This window comes from Desulfitobacterium sp. (genome assembly GCF_035539115.1).
In the GTDB taxonomy this organism is placed as follows: domain Bacteria; phylum Bacillota; class Desulfitobacteriia; order Desulfitobacteriales; family Desulfitobacteriaceae; genus Desulfitobacterium_A.
In genome coordinates this window covers 1-17,085 of sequence record NZ_DATLJA010000077.1, presented here as the reverse complement: position 1 = coordinate 17,085, position 17,085 = coordinate 1, and the positions used below count along the sequence as shown (strand labels likewise).

Sequence of the window (17,085 nt, the reverse complement as noted above, 5' to 3'; positions counted from 1 at the left end):
ACGAGCTCCTCTTTTGGCCCTCCTCATTTACAGCCTTGTTCAGATTTATTGACCTTACTCAGAGAATAGCTAATACCCCAAAAGGCGATAATTGCAGCCCCGCCGACAGCTAACCAAATCCAGGTTGATTGAGCGACTCCAACATAAACAAGCGCAGTTCCCATATAGTAGGGGATGATTGCTAAAGCGGCAGTCCAGACATATGGCCAAAGTTTAACTGAGGGTATCGCACCAGCAATATAGTTAACAGCAAAAGCGGGAATCGGGAGAAGGCGTGCGATCAGCAATCCTGAAGAACCTTTCTTTCGAATCCAATGATCCACTGTCTCAAAGCGTTGGGGAGTAAGCAATTTCTGAAAGAAACTCTTACCAAGATAGCGAGTAATATAGAAGATCGCTATGGAGCTTAAGATTGAACCTAGCCAAGAGTATAATATACCCCAATAGACCCCGAATATCTTAAGTAAAAGGATAACAAGCCCTTCAGAAGGTATAGGCGTCATACAAAGTGCTGCCATGAGTAAGATAGCTAGCAAAATACCGCCTATTCCCCAGGTTTGAATGAAGTAGGAGAGCTTATTTTGGCGATCTAGGTAAAAAAAGAGGAGAATCAGACTGACGGAAAGTATAATAATTAAGGTTAGCCAGCCATAATTCTTTTCTTTGACGTTTTGATCTTTCAAGTATTTAACCTCGCTCAATTGAAAATCTAAGTATCTTTAGTATAACCATTTGTTCTAAATTTGTTCCCTTTTTTCTTCTTGTTTGGCGTAATTTCTATAGACGAAATAGGCTACGCCTAGAATGAAAACGCCAAGCGCTGTATAACTCAGGAGACGGGAGTAAGATTCAAGAAGGTGCCAACTGGGAACAAGCTTTAGCCCAACAATTAGTCCAATCAAGACTCCGCCGAGAACCTCAATGGGTTGATGCCCGATCTTCTCATTTAAGGGGTAGTTGGAAAGGGTAATTTGAATATTCTTTAGATCAGGTATATTAACATTTTGGAGCGCCGAAGTAATCTCATTCAGAAGGATGGCATGATTCCCGGCTTCCCGCCGTACTCCAGCGGCATCATACATGATAACCAGCGTGACGGTAGCACTAATACAAAAATAGGGATTATTCCAGCCGTAGTTTCGTAAACAAGCGGAAGTTAAAGCGACCATCATGGCTGTATGCGAACTAGGCATACCTCCAGAAGAAAAAGCAGCTCGCCAGTCCCAGCGATTCTGGGAGATATACGTTAATGGTATTTTGATAACTTGTGCAAAGATGGCAGCCAAAAGGGCAGTAATGAAGAGGTTTCCTTCAGACATGTTATTCACCCCGTTTACGAAAGATACAACTCCATCATACATGAATAATATTAAGATAACCTTAAAAGCAAGTCGTTTAAGGTATTAAATTAACATTAAGGTAAATTGTGCTGCAATTTATTGTCAGGAGAACGCTGTTTTGACATAGGAACTCTCCTAAACGAGTATTTTAAGCTTGTCGCTATATGTTTTATACATCCTGTTGCTGATTGTTATAAAAACAGCCAGCCATGCAAGTCCGGCTGAGTATCCCCCTAGAACGTCGCTGGCGTAATGCACCCCAAGGTATATTCTGCTGATACCAATTGATATGATCAAAGCCACGGATAAAAAAACCAATGGGTATCTCCATCTGCTTTTCATGTTTACCCACAGGATATATGCGATAAAGCCGTAAAAACACAACCCTATCATGGAGTGTCCGCTCGGGAAGCTGAAACCTGTGATGTCTATTAGCCTTAATATATCAGGCCGTTTCCTGTGAAAAATCGTTTTAAAGAATACATCGAGTATGGAGCTCGCAAGCAGGTTGGTACCGATCATCCAGCCATAAAAAGCGTATTTCTTGTTCTTTCGTACAGCTATAATAACAATCACAGTAATAAATGCCAGAACAGGCCCTGAGCCCAAAGAAGTCAGAAACTTCATCAAATCAGTCATGTCCTCTGTAATGAAGCTGGCTACAAACGTGTAAATGCTACTGTCAAAAATTGCTAATTCATTCTTGACAATATCCTCGCTAATTTTAATAAATAAAAACAGCGGGACGGCGATGGCAAATATGAGTTTTTGATGGTTTTTAAAGTACTTTATGATCACAAATATGAATACAATCAGCAGCAACAATGCCAAGGAGTAGGTCTTTGCCAGGCTAACAAATGATTGCCATCTTTCGCCGAGCAGTGCGCCCATGCCTATAAATGAACCACACCACAAAATTGACCCGACAAGGCTCAGTACAGCGTATTTACCTGCTTCAATCTTGCAGATACCGCTTATATAGGGGACGACATGTCTGACGCCAGGGACAAACCTACTGAAAACAATTAAAGCTCTCTGATGCTTGTCAAAAGACACCCTTGTCTTATCAAGCCTTTCCTTCGTAAGGTGAATTGGCTTGCCTAGCTTAAGTACAACTCCTTCGCCATATTTATAGCCGATGAGCCATGCGATCATTGAACCCGCAAAAGTGCCTGCGGTCGCAAAAAATATGGAATAAAGGGTTGCCAAACCTGACCCTTTTAACCCTAAAAAACCCATGAACGACAACATTGCTTCGCCTGGCACAAAGGGCAGGCCTAAATATTCAGCAGCGAGACCGATAAAAAGAATCGGGTCTCCGTATTGTTGCATAAGAGAGAATATAAAACTTTTTATCAACTGTCCATCCTCCAGATTAGCAATGGCAAATGCTTATATCTTCTTTGTTGTCACTTTGTTTTTTACAAAGGTGATAACCACAGGAATCAATGAAACTACGACTATGCCGAGTATGACCATACTGAAGTTGTTTTTGACAAACGAAATATTCCCGAAAAAATACCCGCTAAACAGAGCTATGCTGACCCAGGATATTCCTCCTATGGCATTAAAGAGAATAAATCGACGATAAGGCATCGTGCCCACTCCGGCCACAAAAGGTGCAAATGTTCGTATGATCGGTATGAATCTGGCTATTATTATCGTCTGGCCACCGTGCTTTTTAAAGAATGCATCTGTGCGCTCAATGTATTCTCTTTTTATAAAACGTATATTTTCGTGCGCTAAGACCTTATCCCTCAAAAAATGTCCAATGGAGTAATTCACGGTATCCCCGGCTATGGCCGCAATACAAAAAATAAGGAAAACAGGTGCAACTTTTATTGAGCCAGCTACTGCTAAAGCCCCTGTAGCAAAGACAAGCGAGTCACCTGGCAAGAATGGCGTAACCACAAAGCCCGTTTCGCAAAAAACGATTACAAATAATATTAGATAGATAAATATACCATATTCAGTCATGTATAAACTCAAATGCTTATCCAGATGTAGAAAAATATCAATAAAACTCATGATGCTGCTCATTTAATTTCTCCTAACATATATTCTCCAAAATTCTACTTAAAACTTGACTTGAATCGATTCATGAACTATTACGATGAGTAGATTGTACTGTCTAATCTTCTATTTGGCAATATTGTTAAAGAATTAGTCTTTTTAACTAATAAGTTCCCTTCAGACATGTAAATTCACTCCTTCCCAGTTTATACACGTTCATTATATATTAATAATCTTTAGATACCCTTAAATCAAGTTTTAAAAGTAGCAGCTATAACGGTGAGCTGTTTGGGCCCTGATCTGCTTGCTCGTCTATGAGTTCCGTACATACCAAGAGAAACCTGGACTGTTAAGGTGAAGGATAAATTTAGATGGACAGGAAGGGATTGACAGGCGGAGAAATTATGGATATACTGATTTACATCTTAAAACTTAGCGTTGAAAGGAGGCCGTGTCAAGATGGGAATCATCATTGCCGTAACTGGAGTTGTTTTACCAATTTTATACCGCGGCCTGTGCGAAGTCGGTTAAAATGCTTTGAATCACCATGATTTAAGAGTGATAATCGTCACGGGTCGTTATGGGTCCGTGACTTTTTATCCTACGATGCAAGTGTTTAAGTCCAGCAGGATAAGGCAACTAAGCAGTCGTCTGCGCTAGGGCTTGGCGCCTGCTAAGTTTTCTTTATGTTAAAACAATAGCCCCGAGACTGACTGAAGGCCACGGATCTCTTTGCTCAAACAAGGAGGACCGTGGCTTTTTGCGAGAGAAGATCGAGGAGGAATCCTATGTTTAGCTTCAGAAACTTAATTCGTCCCTATCAAGGGATGCCTAAAGAAATTTACGTCATTTTTGTGGCTCGAATTATTAATGCTCTAGGGTGCTTTGTTATGCCCCTGATGACGATTATTCTGACCCAAAGTATAGGTCTATCTAAAGAAATGGCTGGATTTTATATCAGTTTAACAGGCCTGCTTTATTTACCCGCTGCCCTCCTGGGTGGAAAGCTTGCGGATCATTTTGGCCGCAAACGTGTTATTCTGTTTTTTAACGGGTTAGCCATTGGCTTATATCTTCTGGCGGGTTCCATGAAGCCTTCGCTCGATTTAGTCTACGTGCTTATGTTTGCGGGTGCATCCATGACAGCATCTGGTCCGGCTCATGATTCGCTGATCGCCGACCTGACGAATCCTAAGAATAGGGCTGGGGCTTATGCTCTGTCTTATCTGGGTTGGAATATGGGGTTTGCAGTTGGACCGGTGATTGGCGGAATTCTTTATCAACATCATTTACCTTGGGTGTTTATCGGAGATGCCTCGACGGCGCTGATTGCCTTATTACTAATCGGTATCTTTATTCCGGAAACAATTCATAAGGCACAGGTTGAGGTTATTGAAGAAACGCGTAAATGGGAGAGGCGGGAGGAAGGGTCTATTTTTAGCGTTCTCGCTAAACGCCCGATCCTGCTGTATTTCTCCTTCATCATGTTTGGCTATAATTTTGCTTATTCTCAGTGGTCATTTATGTTGCCGATACAAACACTGCAGCTTTTTCCGCAAACGGGTGCCCAATATTTCGGCTATCTCGCCGGATTTAACGGTCTAGTTGTGATGTTGTTTACCCCGATCGTGACCAAGCTTGCGGAGAAAACTCCGTTGATGCGTCGTATGGTTTATGGTGGATTGTTCTATGCTCTAGGGTTTGGAATGTTGGGGGTACTCAATTCCCTCTTCTTTATTTTTCTCTGGGCGTTTACCTTTACTTTAGGGGAAATTATTTTAGCCATCAGTGTTACCCCATTTATTGCGAATCATACTCCCGCTTCGCATCGTGGTCGGATGAGTGCGATTGTTCCTACGCTCTTCAACCTTGGACATACTCTAGGCCCCTTCGGGATGGGCAAAGCCCTGAATTATGTAAGCTTAGAAACGGGTTGGAAAGGGATCGGGGTTTCAACGTTAATTTTTGCCATGTTGATGGGGGGATTGGAATTCTATGAAAGGCGGAATCTGAGGGCAGAAATTAACCCTGAAGTGGAGTCTATCTAAGTTCCCAGGAGCGTAGTGGTAGCGGCAAAAGAAAATATATAGTAGGTGATAGAGCTTAGGTTTGGTAAAATAAGAACGAAAGGTGGATGCAGGATGTGGGAAAAGAAAACGGGCCTGAATGAGTACCGGCGTTTTATTGGGTATCTCATTCTTAGCTTTATCTCAGTTTTTATTTATATCCCAGTGATCTGGTTCATTAGTTTATGGGGTGCACAGAATGGATTCTATGCCCGTTGGGCTGTCTCGTCATCGCTTATTCTAATCTTTAATTTTGGTTTTTATCAAGCACGTCTCCCTCAGAAGTGGATGCAGAATTTGTGCATTGCGGCAGGAATTAACGTTATTCTTTTGTTGACGGAATATCTTTGGTTGTTCAATAGTCTGTAGAAAACGGAACATTAAGGGAACTTACAAACAAAAAGAGTGCAGCATCTCGACTAGGCGTGGATGACTGCACTTTCTTTGTACTAACAGAAAGTATAAGTTTTGGCAGATAAACTCTAAGTGCAACCAGCGGTTTCACCGCTTTGGCGCTGACCAAGTCTTCTATATCGCAAAGCTCGGCGAAAGCCGGGTTTTCTTTATACTAACAGAAAGTATAAGTTTTGGGCAGATAGCATAAGTGCAACTAAGGCTTCCGCCTACGCTAGAGGCTTGGCGCAAGCCAAGTTTCCTTTATCTAATTCCCCGAAAGTCTTACTACACTTTAAGATTGCTCTAGAGTATTTGGGTCATTTTTCTTCTTCTGATCTTGCTTAAAGCTTACGCTTCGAGATTCATATTTCGCACTATCACTACCCTGGGGTTTCTTTTGAATTTCGCCAGTCCTCTTCATCTTCTCACATCCTCAGTTCTTTGATTAATGGCCTTAAAAATAGTATGGAGGAGAAAAGGGAACTTCATGCAAAATTTGCTGATAATTATTAGATCTTTTCTATTTCCCGTATTTATGAATAAAGATATCTGTACTAAAGACTAGCCCTTTGGGGACCATTTGACAAAGTTCTGGTAGAATTTCTTCGATTTTTTCCGCCGTATCTACAATCTCGAGAACAATAGGGAGATCAGCGGACAGTTCTAAAAGCCGGGCGGTATGGACAACTTTATCCTGACCATAGCCCTCAATGCCACGGTTAATCGTGACCCCGGCAATCTCTTTTTCACGAAGCCATTTTATCAAGTATTGGTAAAGGGGTTTATTTTTATAGCGCTCACTTTCGCCAACATAGACTTTGAGAAGTTTCGCTTTATCTTGCATATTAAAACCTCCAGTGAAAAGTCTAATTCTCGGGTTTTTCAAGGTTTAGATTATACGGGCTAGACCGATACCTAAAGCGACACCCACAAACCCGATGACAATACTTAAAAAAGTGTAAGTAGCAGCAGTAGTATAGCTTCCTCCTTCAAGGAGGGTAATCACTTCAAAACCGAAGGTCGAAAAGGTCGTATAGGCCCCGAGAAAGCCAACACCGATTCCTAGACGCCAAAGCGGACTAACGGTCATTCGCTCAATAAAAAGTATATTCAGGAAGCCCAATAAAAAGGCCCCAGAAATGTTGATTAGAAAAGTATGGAGAGGAAAACCTTGATTCCACTTATTGGAGATCCACACCCCTAATTCATACCGACTCAACGCTCCTAAGGCTCCACCTATGGCTATCACCCAAAGTTCATGTATTTCAATCACACCCCATTAGTAAGAGCTATTCCTACCTCATGTATTCTCTAAGCTCCACAACCTTGATTAAATTTTATTTTAGCTTATCCCTACTTTTTGGTCAAACTCTGAGAATAGAAAAGGGTGTTAGTGGAGGATTAAAGGCATATAGTTTTAGTGGAGGGGTTAGTAGGAGGGATGATGGTGAGAGTCTTACTGATTAACAAAAGAAGGATGACGTTATTTCTTTTTCTCTTCATTTTTGGTGTGCTGGGAATAAGCTTTGCCAGTTGGAATGTCCCAGTTCCTTCACTTGTACGCACACCAGGTACTTATTTTATGGTACATACTCAGGAAAAAGTGATCGCACTAACGTTTGATGATGGACCCGATCCTAATTATACAGAGATGGTTCTTGACGCGTTGAAAGAAAAGGATGTTAAAGCAACTTTTTTTGTCCTTGGCGAAAATGTTGAACACAATCCAGAGCTGCTCCTAGAGATCTATAAGGCGGGACATGAAATTGGGAATCATGGTTATTCGCATAGTTATAGTTCCAGTCAAGCCGTTCGAGAATTAGTGAAAACAGATCAAATCATCTTTAACTCACTTCATCAGCATACCTATTTTTACAGACCTCCCGGTGGATTTGTATCAAAAGGCGTTCTTCAAGGTGTAAAGGCGAAGGGGTATCTCTTTACATTGTGGAGTATTGATAGCAAGGATTGGCGCAATCCGGGGGTCAACCGGATCGTAGAAAATGTTGTGGGGAGCAGTTTCCCAGGAGCAATTATTCTGCTGCATGATGGGGGAGAAAAGCGGGAGCAAACGGCAGAAGCACTGAAAGTTATTGTCGATCGTTTAAGAAAGGACGGTTATCGTTTCGTTACGTTAACGGAGTTGCAACGTTTCGAAGGAAAAAACAGCCAAATCCCAACTTATAAGTCCGAGGTATCACAAGACAAGGGTACCGGATTTTAGAATTTAACGTAAACGCCCCTTTCTTAATTGTTCTGATCGAGGAATCTCGTTTCAGCAGAGAAGAAAGGGGCGTTTTGTGATATAAATTTTAAAATTCTATTTGATTTTTTTTGTTTCCATTGGTTGCTTTCTTAGTAATCATTGAGTAAAATACTCATATGAACATATATTCATATGAGGAGGCAAAGTCTAATGGCGGATAAAGAACTCCTTGAGACGGATAATAATCTTGTGGCAGAAAGTCTGATTTGTGAGGTAGAGTGCATTCATCCAGAAGTTATTGATAGATTCGCAAATCGCATCATCGATGTGAATCAAGCCAATGATCTGGCAGACCTTTTTAAAACGCTCGGTGATCCGACGCGGATAAGGATTGTGGATGCTTTGGCTTTAGCCAAGGGAGAATTCTGTGTGTGCGATCTGGCAGAACTCTTAGGGTTAAGTCAATCCGCTACGTCTCATCAGCTGAGAGTACTCCGCAATAGCAAACTCGTGAAATTCCACCGCGAGGGGAAAATGGTCTATTATTCTTTAGATGATGATCATGTTTTAGGGTTATATCGGCAAGGGCTAGAGCATATTTCCGAGAGATAAAAAAGAGGGTGGAGAAAAATGAAAGAGAGAAGTCTTGAAGCGGAGCAGCAATCTTCACAGAAGGTGAAATATCGAATAGAAGGTGAATTTTGTGCCAATTGTTCAGCGAAGATGGAAAGAGCATTAAGCCTCACTGAAGGCTACGGAGAGACGACGATCAATTTTGTAACGAAAACGGTATATCTTCCCCCGTCTAAACTTCAGGAAGCTCAGAAAATCATGGAAAGGATCGAGCCTGGAATAAAGCTAGTTGAGTTAACAGGAGGAAAAAGAGGGAGCCATGATTTTAAAGAGGAAGAGACCAAAGTAGACTTGTCAAAGCAGCTCATAAGAATCGCTATGGCCGCAGTGTTGTTTGTTGTTGGTCTGATGTTTACGCCAAGTTGGGATAACACCTCGTATCATATTTTGGAGTATTTAGTTTTTTTGTGCGCGTATATCTTGGTAGGATACGAGGTCTTAGTCAAGGCGATTCGAAATATTCTCCGAGGAGCAGTCTTTGATGAGAACTTTCTCATGGCTTTGGCAACGTTAGGAGCGATCGCGATCCACCAATTACCAGAAGCAGTAGGGGTTATGCTCTTCTATGCTGTGGGTGACTACATTGAGGGTCGAGCGGTTGATCGTTCGCGGCATTCTATTCAAGCTCTGCTTGATATTCGACCGGATTCAGCCAATCTCATTCATCAATTGCAAATTATTAAGGTCGATCCCGAGGATGTTCAAGTTGGGCAACAGATTGTCGTACGTCCGGGGGAGAAAGTGCCTCTTGACGGCATAGTCGTCAACGGCAGTTCTTATCTTGATACATCGGCTTTGACCGGAGAATCTGTGCCACGCAAGGCGGAGAAGGATGATCCTGTTTTGGCAGGGATGATTAATACGACTGGAGCGCTGACGGTTCGCGTGCTTCGGGAATATGCGGATTCTTCCGTTCAAAAAATCCTTGATTTAGTAGAAAATGCAAGTTCTCGGAAAGCCAAAACGGAGAAATTTATTACGACCTTCGCCCGTTATTACACGCCAGGCGTTGTCGTCGCCGCTTTAGGAATTGCGATTCTCCCCCCTGTATTGGGAATGGGGAGTTTTAGTCAATGGCTTTATCGGGCGCTCACAATTCTTGTTATTTCCTGTCCCTGTGCCTTAGTGATTTCGGTTCCTCTGGGTTATTTCGGCGGAATCGGGGGAGCATCACGTCAGGGCATCTTGGTTAAGGGAGCAAACTATTTAGAGGCTTTAACTCAATTGAAAACGGTCGTTTTTGATAAGACTGGGACCTTAACCCAGGGGGTCTTCGAAGTGGTCCAGGTTCAGTCTGGAGAAGGGTTCACAGATGCTCAACTTCTTGAAATTGCGGCCAAGGCTGAGGCTCATTCGAATCATCCCATTGCCCAATTAATACGCAAAAAGTTTAATAGTGGAGTAAACTCTTCCGCCCTTGAAAGGTATGAGGAAATCTCGGGGAAAGGAGTACTCGCATCTGTCGATGGCCTTTCCGTGATTATCGGTAAGAAGAGTTTGCTTGAAGAACGGGGAATTAAGCTTCCCGAAGAGCAAGTAGAGCAAGAAGGAACGCGGGTCTATTTAGCGGTGGATGGAAGTTATGCGGGCTTTATCATCATCTCAGATCAGGTTCGAGTTGGGGCTCAAGAAACCGTCCACTATCTCAATCAAGCGGGAATTAAGACGGTTATGTTAACAGGTGACCATTCCTCGGTGGCCCAAAGTATGGCTAAGAAACTTGGAATCCAGGAATTCCACGCCGATCTTTTACCGGAAGACAAAGTATCCTGGTTGGAGAAGCTCCTGATTGAGCAGGAGATAACTAAGGGTAAAGTAGCCTTTATTGGGGATGGAATCAATGATGCGCCTGTCCTGACCCGTGCTGATATTGGTATTGCCATGGGGGGGCTGGGCTCAGATGCGGCGATTGAAGCGGCTGATGTTGTCCTCATGGAAGATCAGCCTTCAAAGCTCATCAATGCGTTAGAAATTTCGCAGTTTACCAAGAAAATTATCTGGCAAAACATCGTCTTTGCGCTGTTGATCAAAATCGGATTTATTCTTCTAGGGATGCTCGGTTTGGCAAATATGTGGGAAGCAGTTTTTGCGGATGTCGGAGTCGCGCTTCTAGCCATTCTAAATGCGACCCGAGTTCGTCGTTACTCTAGCCCAGGAGTGCGCCTTGGCGAGAAAAGTACTCTGGTTGAATTGAATTTGGGGGGAGTTACCGCGAAGTAGACTTGAATTTGTGGGTAAGAGAACGACCACGCAACGTTAGACGTTGCGTGGTCGTTTATTTTCATACTAACAGAAAGTATAAATTTTCGGCAGATAAACTCTAAGTGCAACCAGCGGTTTTCGCTTTCCTACGATGAATGCGGTTAAGTTCGGCAGGATAAGGCGACTAAGGCCACCGCTTTGGCGCTGACCAAGTCTTCTATATCGCAAAGCTCGGCGCAAGCCGGGTTTTCTTTATACTAACAGAAAGTATAAGTTTCGGGCAGATAGCATAAGTGCAACTAAGGCTTCCGCCTACGCCAGAGGCTTGGCGCAAGCCAAGTTTTCTTTACCGATGAAAGTAAGTTCCCTTGCGCGAGAACACGGTAGAACTCTATGGAATAATATGGAATAGAATAAAGACCGAAGGGGGTGAAGGGATGGGTCAGTGGGACGAAATGAAGGGGCAATATCCGCCGCATATATGGTACCCCTCGCAGCACTACCCTACGAATTCCACTTTCTTGGATGAAGGGAGGGGAACCTTCAAACCTCCAATGCTTTCTCAGCAACCAGAGCATAGGGTTACGGAACGAGATATTGTGGCTGCGAATATTTGGCCTTTGGTGCCTGCTATCGTTGGGGCAGGAGCCTCCTTTTTACTTCTTCTCATGGCAAACCATAAAAAATGGAGAAGTGAGGAGGCCGAAACAAGGAGTTCTGAAAGTTGTCCTGAGACTCGAAATCCTCCAGTAGGATCGGCTGTAGTTGTGATTTATTCGTTACTCGCGACTGCGGGTGTTTCATTCTATGTGTTTAGCGTGTTGACAGCCACCGATGGGCATATCATTACAGCGTTCGTTCCGGTGGTCTCAGCGATTACCATTTTACTCCTTTATTTTGCCGCTGCTTATGATCTTGAATATCACTTAGTTCCAGGAAGTTTTACGGGAGATCATATCGGAGATGATATCGTCACTGAATTATTCACGTTTGTTTATTTTAGTATTACGACCTTTGCCACAGCAAGTATGGGAGATTTCTCTCCAGTCAGTAATGCTTCAAGAATGCTTGTGAGTCTTGAAGTTCTGTTCTTTATCTATATCTTTACGATGGGAATTGTTTTCTTTGCTGATTCCTAAGCGTGAGGAGACAGAGACGACCAACGGTGGATAAGGGATTCCTTGCTGACCCAGACGATTTTGGGTTCGCCTAAACGATTCATCCGATGAGATTTGCCCATGGGATGATAGATACGCATGATCATTCTCTGGAGCGTACCTACCCAGCGAACAAAGGGACTTACAGGAACCTCTTGCACATTAAAGCCTAACCCCTTGGCTCCACGATTGATCAAGGTGAGTCCGACGAAAACACGGATATCCTGATATTCAGGGCTCTTCGCGATATAGTCGGCCAGAACGGGGAGAGAGGTGCGGGCTTTGCGTAACGCTTCAATCGCGATCTTTTGGGAATCCGTTTGTTGCATCTGTAACCGGGTATTATCTAAGTGAAGCTCGCCCACGATATCTCCTTCATGAGCAAGAACCACCCCTTGTTCATCGCGGAGATCTGGTCCATGATATTTGATTTTCCCTAAACGAAAAAGACTGGTCGAGTTAATTCGAGTGATGTGGTTTTGGCGGGCATAAAAGTTTTCCCACTTTTCCCAGAGGCGGTAGGCAAGGCGGCGGTACTCAGTCCAATCCGGGAGATTAAGCGGGAGTATAGGCAGCTTTTTTTCGACGGGAATTCTTTGCAACAAGAGTTCAACCGCGCGCAAGGTGTTTTCTGGAGCAGCGGAGTCTCCGCCGCTATCATGGAGAACGATAATTCCACCCTCTTGGACTTTATGCAAAATGCGTTCCGCGATTTGCTCCGGGGTTCTCCGCGCTTCCCAGTCATGCCCCTCGGTACTCCAAAGAATGGCTCTCAGCTTGTGATGTTTGAACCAGAGGAAAGTAAAAAGATTAAACGTTCCCCACGGGGGGCGAATCCAATGGATGGGTGAACCAGTTAAGCGTTCCAGAGTTGCAATCCCTTTAGTCCATACCTGCCAAGTTTTCCAGGGACTCATCAACCAGGCATGCTGATGAACTTGACAGTGGACTCCAATTTGATGACCACGTGTAACAATCTCCTGGACAAGTTCGGGATGTTGTGCCGCTCTTTCTCCAACCAAGAAAAAGGTCGCTTTAACCTGATAGCGATCCAGAAGGTCGAGAAGACGTGGAGTATAGGTGGGATCTGGACCATCGTCAAAGGTTAAGGCAACTCCGGGTTGATATTGCCTTTTCCAAGCTCCAATTCCCATTCGGTGGAGAAAAATGTCTGGAATTGTTGTATAGATCAATAAGACGAAGACAATGACGATCAATAAAATAATCCCGCTCATGCTTGGGATTCCTCCTATCGCATAGTTTAAGACTTAAATGTGAAGTGCCCCTTAAGGTTAGGTGTAAGGTATCTATCTATTATAACTCTCTGGACCAAAAATAACAGAACTGTTGCATAGCCTTATGATCGCTCCCGAATGATGGAACAAAGGATAAGAACGCAGTATACTAAAAATGATGGATGATAAGTTCAGCTAAACTAAGTAAGAAAACTAGGAGGAAATGAACCTTGAAAGTCGTACTGGAATGTATTCCTTGTTATATGAAACAAGTCATCAATACGGTTGCGCAAACGAAATGTTCAGAAGAGAAAACACGTCAGATTATGTATCAGATTTTACCGATGATTCCAGAGCTCGATCCGGTAGAAACTCCCGCAGTGAATTCTACTCTTGTTCTGCGCAAGATCAACGAGCTATTAGAAATTCCCGATCCGTTCAAGAAGGCAAAGAGGGAATCAAATGAACTCGCTTTGTCTCTTCTTCCTCAACTTAGGAAACGTATCCGTGAGAGTCTCGATCCGTTTTATACGGCTTGTCAAATTTCCGTCGCAGGCAATATCATTGATTTAGGAATAATCACGGATTATGACATTGAAGAGACGCTTCGGGAATCCTTAGCCAAGAACTTTACCCGAGATGACTCGGCGGAGTTTAAGGAAAGGTTACGAACCGCTCGCGAAGTTCTAATTCTAGGAGATAATTCTGGGGAGATCGCCTTTGATAAGCTCCTAGCTGAAGAACTTCGGAAATCAGGAGTTCGGGTTACGTTTGTTGTCAAAGGTCAATCGATCTTAAATGATGCGACCTTAGAGGATGCACTCCAAGTGGGCATAGACGAAGTCGCCGAAGTGATAACCAACGGAAATGGTTACCTCGGAACTGTAGTCCAGGAACGTTCAAAGGAGCTTATCGAAGCCATGGAGCGGGCTGATTTGATCATTAGTAAGGGTCAAGCCAATTACGAATCCTTGGAATCGACACCTGAGGCAGGGAAAAAGACGTATTTCCTTCTGCGCGCAAAATGCGAAATTGTGGCGAAAAATCTGGGCGTTGATTTAGGAAGTATGGTTTTTGCTCGCGTAAAAATGAATTAAATGGTGTTTTTAAAGTTCTATTTACGTGAACGTAATAAGGATTTAACAATGGTATAGTAATATTTCCTTAGAGTTGAATCATCCACGGCTTTAAAAAGGGTAATAATCAATTTTTTAGAGTACGAAAGGGAGGGTGTTTATGACAGAAAGGGAAGAGCAAATTGTAAAAGCTATTTGGAGATCTGCTGTTGATGAACGTTCGAAATTTTGTAGAATAGAGCATGCTCAAAATGGTCTTAGGCAAGATGACTCTATAATAATAGGTAGAATCTTGCTACAGAATAAAACACAAAAGCGAGTTTCCTAACGTGATTAGGACTCGCTTTTCTTGTTTAAGGGGGATAGAAAATGTATAGCATTAATTGATATTCATGAGATTGTAGATAATATTGGTCGAGGAGGAATTCGGAATCCTATATGGCTTCAAGCGTGGCTAACAGGTTATCCAAATAATATCTGTGGGGGTGTAGAATATGAAGAAGGTTTTTGTGCTTGATACGAGTGTCTTACTTCATGATCCAAAAGCTATTTTCCGTTTTGAGGATAATGAGGTTGTCATTCCTTATGCGGTGCTCGAAGAACTAGAGAACAAAAAGAGATCTCTAGATGATGTTGGCCAATTGGCACGTCAGGCAATACGTCTATTAGATCAACTGAGAGAAGGCGGTCAACTTTCTCAAGGGGTACGATTGCCTAATGAGGGGAGGCTGAGGATAGAACTCAATCATTGTTCAGAAGATCCACTCTCGTTGTTTTCAGATATTACTTTAGCGGATAATCGTATCCTGGCAGTTACGCTCAATTTGGCACGTGAAGATGAGCGTCCCGTTATTCTTGTTACGAAAGATATTGCGATGAGGGTAAAAGCTGATGCCTTATCGGTCATGACTCAAGATTATTATAATGATAAGGTTAACCTTGCTCCATTGAATGATGAAGTTATTTTAATGGAACTGAAAGATGTCGAAGTAGATGAACTTTACAAGAAAGGCCAGATTGGCTTAAAGGAGACTGTATTACCCAACAGCTGTGTAAAGGGAATTTTGACGGATCAAAGTGAGATCCCACTGATTTCTTCTGCAGATGGATCAAAACTGATCAATCTGCATAGACACAATAGAAACTATTGGGGTGTTGTACCCAAAAATATAGAGCAGATATGGGCCTTGGAAATACTTAGCAATCCTGAGATAAAATTAGTCAATTTAATGGGGCCTGCCGGGACAGGAAAAACCTTGATCGCTTTGGCAAGCGGCCTCGAACAAACGATTCATCAGGAACTTTATGCGCGAATTCTTTGTGCCCGTCCTGTTGTGCCCTTTGGCAAGGATATTGGTTATCTTCCTGGAGAGAAAGAGGATAAAATCCGTCCTTACATGCAACCAATTTATGATAATCTGGACTTTTTGTTACGGCCTAAACAAGACAAGCAGCGCGATAAAGACAGTGAATCGATTCTCGAGAGTGCCGTTGATTTGCTCATAAAGAAAAGGCAGCTTGAAATTGAAGTCCTTACGTATATTCGAGGGCGAAGTATTGCTAATCAATTCATTATTATTGATGAGGCCCAGAATCTTAATGCCCACGAGATTAAAACGATTATTACACGGGCTGGAGAGGGTACTAAAATAGTCCTGTGCGGCGACCCAGACCAAATCGATCATCCGTATTTGGATAAAGAAAGTAACGGGTTGGCTTATGTTGCCTCCCGTCTCAAAGGTCAGTCTTTTTATGGCCAAGTTTGGTTAGTTAAAGGAGAACGTAGTGAACTGGCAGCTCGAGCTGCCGAATTACTTTGAGGGTTTGTTGTCATGCCAAAGGAATTGGAAATAGTGGATAAATTAATGTCTCAAATTACTTCAGGAAAGTACAAAGTCCATGACAAACTTCCCTCAGAAAATGATATTGCAGATAACTATCATGTCCCTAGGATCACAGCCAGGAAAGCTTACGAACGGCTGGAAGAACTGGGTTACATCTATAAGCTTCAGGGAAAAGGCAGCTATGTAAAAGATAGGTACAGGCAAATTGAACTTGTCCTTTCTGGAGATGTTAGTTTTAGTCAAAAAATGATTGAAAAAGGTTATGATTTTCAGTCAACAAATGTTTTTTGCAAGGCTATAAAATTTAACCCCAAAATTTATGGTTTTCTAGAGGCAAGCGAAAATGACCAGGTATTTAAAGTGGGTAGATTAAGGTTTATTGATCACCAACCGATCGCTCTTCATATCTCCTATGTTACCAAATCGGTGTTCGATGATATTGATATTATAGGTAAGAATATCACATCGATGTTCAGCTATTACAATAGCAAAGGATATCATGAATTCGGTTCTAAACCCAGTATTTTAAGCGTTGCTTTTCCAACGAAGAAGCAAAGAATGCTGATGAACTGTACGCAATTGACACCGCTTCTTGTATTGGAATCAGGTTGCATCGATAAAAAGAGTGGAAGAGTTCTAGAATATACTAAAATATTCTATCGTAGTGATTGTTTTTCAGCTTACGTTATATCATAGGAAAATGAAGTAGAAGTGTTCTTAGGGAGCTGCGGTTTTACCGCAGCTTTTTTTCTTTATACTAACAGAAAGTATAAATGTTTGGCAGATAGCATAAGTGCAACCAGCGGTTTTCGCTTTCCTACGATGAATGCGGTTAAGTTCGGCAGGATAAGGCGACTAAGGCCACCGCTTTGGCGCTGACCAAGTCTTCTATATCGCAAAGCTCGGCGAAAGCCGGG

At 42.6% G+C, this 17,085-nt stretch carries 17 protein-coding genes; 10 read left to right on the top strand and 7 right to left on the bottom strand.

Going from position 1 to position 17,085, the window contains the following annotated elements:
• Positions 1 to 23: 23 nt before the first annotated feature.
• From VM640_RS12375 to VM640_RS12360, 4 genes are all read right to left on the bottom strand, one after another.
• Positions 24 to 683, bottom strand: coding sequence for a TVP38/TMEM64 family protein (locus tag VM640_RS12375; RefSeq protein ID WP_325392655.1), 660 nt, complete (start codon positions 681 to 683; stop codon positions 24 to 26).
• Between the two features lie 54 nt (positions 684 to 737).
• Positions 738 to 1,319, bottom strand: coding sequence for a divergent PAP2 family protein (locus VM640_RS12370; protein ID WP_325392653.1), 582 nt, complete (start codon positions 1,317 to 1,319; stop codon positions 738 to 740).
• A gap of 156 nt (positions 1,320 to 1,475) precedes the next feature.
• Positions 1,476 to 2,672: a bifunctional DedA family/phosphatase PAP2 family protein gene (locus VM640_RS12365; protein WP_325392652.1), complete on the bottom strand. Its 1,197-nt coding sequence runs from the start codon at positions 2,670 to 2,672 to the stop codon at positions 1,476 to 1,478.
• A gap of 60 nt (positions 2,673 to 2,732) precedes the next feature.
• The gene (locus VM640_RS12360) at positions 2,733 to 3,380 is read right to left on the bottom strand and encodes a DedA family protein (RefSeq protein ID WP_325392651.1); all 648 of its coding nucleotides are present in this window, start codon (positions 3,378 to 3,380) and stop codon (positions 2,733 to 2,735) included.
• A 761-nt stretch (positions 3,381 to 4,141) separates the two neighbouring features.
• Between VM640_RS12360 and VM640_RS12355 the strand changes: the two genes are divergently transcribed.
• Together VM640_RS12355 and VM640_RS12350 are read left to right on the top strand one after the other, a co-directional pair.
• Complete coding sequence (locus VM640_RS12355; RefSeq protein WP_325392649.1) at positions 4,142 to 5,401, top strand: MFS transporter; 1,260 nt, start codon at positions 4,142 to 4,144, stop codon at positions 5,399 to 5,401.
• Positions 5,402 to 5,494: 93 nt separating this feature from the next.
• Positions 5,495 to 5,788: a hypothetical protein gene (locus tag VM640_RS12350; RefSeq protein ID WP_325392647.1), complete on the top strand. Its 294-nt coding sequence runs from the start codon at positions 5,495 to 5,497 to the stop codon at positions 5,786 to 5,788.
• 547 nt (positions 5,789 to 6,335) lie between these two features.
• On the opposite strand, the gene VM640_RS12345 is transcribed toward VM640_RS12350, so the two are convergent.
• Entirely contained in the window at positions 6,336 to 6,659 is a 324-nt protein-coding gene (locus VM640_RS12345; protein WP_325392645.1) for a DUF190 domain-containing protein, read from the bottom strand.
• Between the two features lie 45 nt (positions 6,660 to 6,704).
• Positions 6,705 to 7,088, bottom strand: a complete 384-nt coding sequence (gene crcB, locus VM640_RS12340; RefSeq protein WP_325392643.1) for a fluoride efflux transporter CrcB — start codon at positions 7,086 to 7,088, stop codon at positions 6,705 to 6,707.
• Positions 7,089 to 7,292: 204 nt separating this feature from the next.
• Here crcB and VM640_RS12335 point away from each other — a divergent pair, with 204 nt between their 5' ends.
• The 4 genes from VM640_RS12335 (at position 7,293) to VM640_RS12320 (ending at position 11,995) form a co-directional block, all read left to right on the top strand.
• A complete protein-coding gene (locus VM640_RS12335; RefSeq protein WP_325392641.1) occupies positions 7,293 to 8,039 on the top strand; it encodes a polysaccharide deacetylase family protein in 747 nt (248 codons plus the stop codon).
• A 192-nt stretch (positions 8,040 to 8,231) separates the two neighbouring features.
• Complete coding sequence (locus tag VM640_RS12330) at positions 8,232 to 8,633, top strand: ArsR/SmtB family transcription factor (protein WP_325392639.1); 402 nt, start codon at positions 8,232 to 8,234, stop codon at positions 8,631 to 8,633.
• An 18-nt stretch (positions 8,634 to 8,651) separates the two neighbouring features.
• Complete coding sequence (locus VM640_RS12325; RefSeq protein ID WP_325392637.1) at positions 8,652 to 10,874, top strand: heavy metal translocating P-type ATPase; 2,223 nt, start codon at positions 8,652 to 8,654, stop codon at positions 10,872 to 10,874.
• A gap of 419 nt (positions 10,875 to 11,293) precedes the next feature.
• Entirely contained in the window at positions 11,294 to 11,995 is a 702-nt protein-coding gene (locus VM640_RS12320) for an ion channel (protein ID WP_325392635.1), read from the top strand.
• Here VM640_RS12320 and VM640_RS12315 read toward each other — a convergent pair.
• A complete protein-coding gene (locus VM640_RS12315; RefSeq protein ID WP_325392633.1) occupies positions 11,992 to 13,248 on the bottom strand; it encodes a polysaccharide deacetylase family protein in 1,257 nt (418 codons plus the stop codon). The genes VM640_RS12320 and VM640_RS12315 overlap by 4 nt on opposite strands.
• A gap of 230 nt (positions 13,249 to 13,478) precedes the next feature.
• On the opposite strand from VM640_RS12315, the gene VM640_RS12310 reads away from it, so the two are divergent.
• The 4 genes from VM640_RS12310 (at position 13,479) to VM640_RS12295 (ending at position 16,864) form a co-directional block, all read left to right on the top strand.
• On the top strand, positions 13,479 to 14,345 hold the full coding sequence (locus VM640_RS12310) for a damage-control phosphatase ARMT1 family protein (RefSeq protein ID WP_325392631.1): 867 nt from the start codon (positions 13,479 to 13,481) through the stop codon (positions 14,343 to 14,345).
• A gap of 139 nt (positions 14,346 to 14,484) precedes the next feature.
• Positions 14,485 to 14,652, top strand: coding sequence for a hypothetical protein (locus VM640_RS12305; RefSeq protein WP_325392629.1), 168 nt, complete (start codon positions 14,485 to 14,487; stop codon positions 14,650 to 14,652).
• 166 nt (positions 14,653 to 14,818) lie between these two features.
• Complete coding sequence (locus VM640_RS12300) at positions 14,819 to 16,144, top strand: PhoH family protein (RefSeq protein WP_325392627.1); 1,326 nt, start codon at positions 14,819 to 14,821, stop codon at positions 16,142 to 16,144.
• Positions 16,145 to 16,156: 12 nt separating this feature from the next.
• On the top strand, positions 16,157 to 16,864 hold the full coding sequence (locus tag VM640_RS12295) for a GntR family transcriptional regulator (protein WP_325392625.1): 708 nt from the start codon (positions 16,157 to 16,159) through the stop codon (positions 16,862 to 16,864).
• Positions 16,865 to 17,085 lie beyond the last annotated feature (221 nt).

What these genes read in the sequence shown, in the direction of transcription:
- VM640_RS12325 (WP_325392637.1), top strand. Translation starts at nt 8,652, where the DNA reads ATGAAAGAGAGAAGTCTTGAAGCGGAGCAGCAATCTTCACAGAAGGTG.
- VM640_RS12355 (WP_325392649.1), top strand. Translation starts at nt 4,142, where the DNA reads ATGTTTAGCTTCAGAAACTTAATTCGTCCCTATCAAGGGATGCCTAAA.
- VM640_RS12350 (WP_325392647.1), top strand. Translation starts at nt 5,495, where the DNA reads ATGTGGGAAAAGAAAACGGGCCTGAATGAGTACCGGCGTTTTATTGGG.
- VM640_RS12345 (WP_325392645.1), bottom strand. Translation starts at nt 6,659, where the DNA reads ATGCAAGATAAAGCGAAACTTCTCAAAGTCTATGTTGGCGAAAGTGAG.
- VM640_RS12360 (WP_325392651.1), bottom strand. Translation starts at nt 3,380, where the DNA reads ATGAGCAGCATCATGAGTTTTATTGATATTTTTCTACATCTGGATAAG.
- VM640_RS12320 (WP_325392635.1), top strand. Translation starts at nt 11,294, where the DNA reads ATGGGTCAGTGGGACGAAATGAAGGGGCAATATCCGCCGCATATATGG.
- VM640_RS12330 (WP_325392639.1), top strand. Translation starts at nt 8,232, where the DNA reads ATGGCGGATAAAGAACTCCTTGAGACGGATAATAATCTTGTGGCAGAA.
- VM640_RS12335 (WP_325392641.1), top strand. Translation starts at nt 7,293, where the DNA reads ATGACGTTATTTCTTTTTCTCTTCATTTTTGGTGTGCTGGGAATAAGC.
- VM640_RS12315 (WP_325392633.1), bottom strand. Translation starts at nt 13,248, where the DNA reads ATGAGCGGGATTATTTTATTGATCGTCATTGTCTTCGTCTTATTGATC.
- VM640_RS12300 (WP_325392627.1), top strand. Translation starts at nt 14,819, where the DNA reads ATGAAGAAGGTTTTTGTGCTTGATACGAGTGTCTTACTTCATGATCCA.
- VM640_RS12305 (WP_325392629.1), top strand. Translation starts at nt 14,485, where the DNA reads ATGACAGAAAGGGAAGAGCAAATTGTAAAAGCTATTTGGAGATCTGCT.
- VM640_RS12365 (WP_325392652.1), bottom strand. Translation starts at nt 2,672, where the DNA reads ATGCAACAATACGGAGACCCGATTCTTTTTATCGGTCTCGCTGCTGAA.
- VM640_RS12370 (WP_325392653.1), bottom strand. Translation starts at nt 1,319, where the DNA reads ATGTCTGAAGGAAACCTCTTCATTACTGCCCTTTTGGCTGCCATCTTT.
- VM640_RS12295 (WP_325392625.1), top strand. Translation starts at nt 16,157, where the DNA reads ATGCCAAAGGAATTGGAAATAGTGGATAAATTAATGTCTCAAATTACT.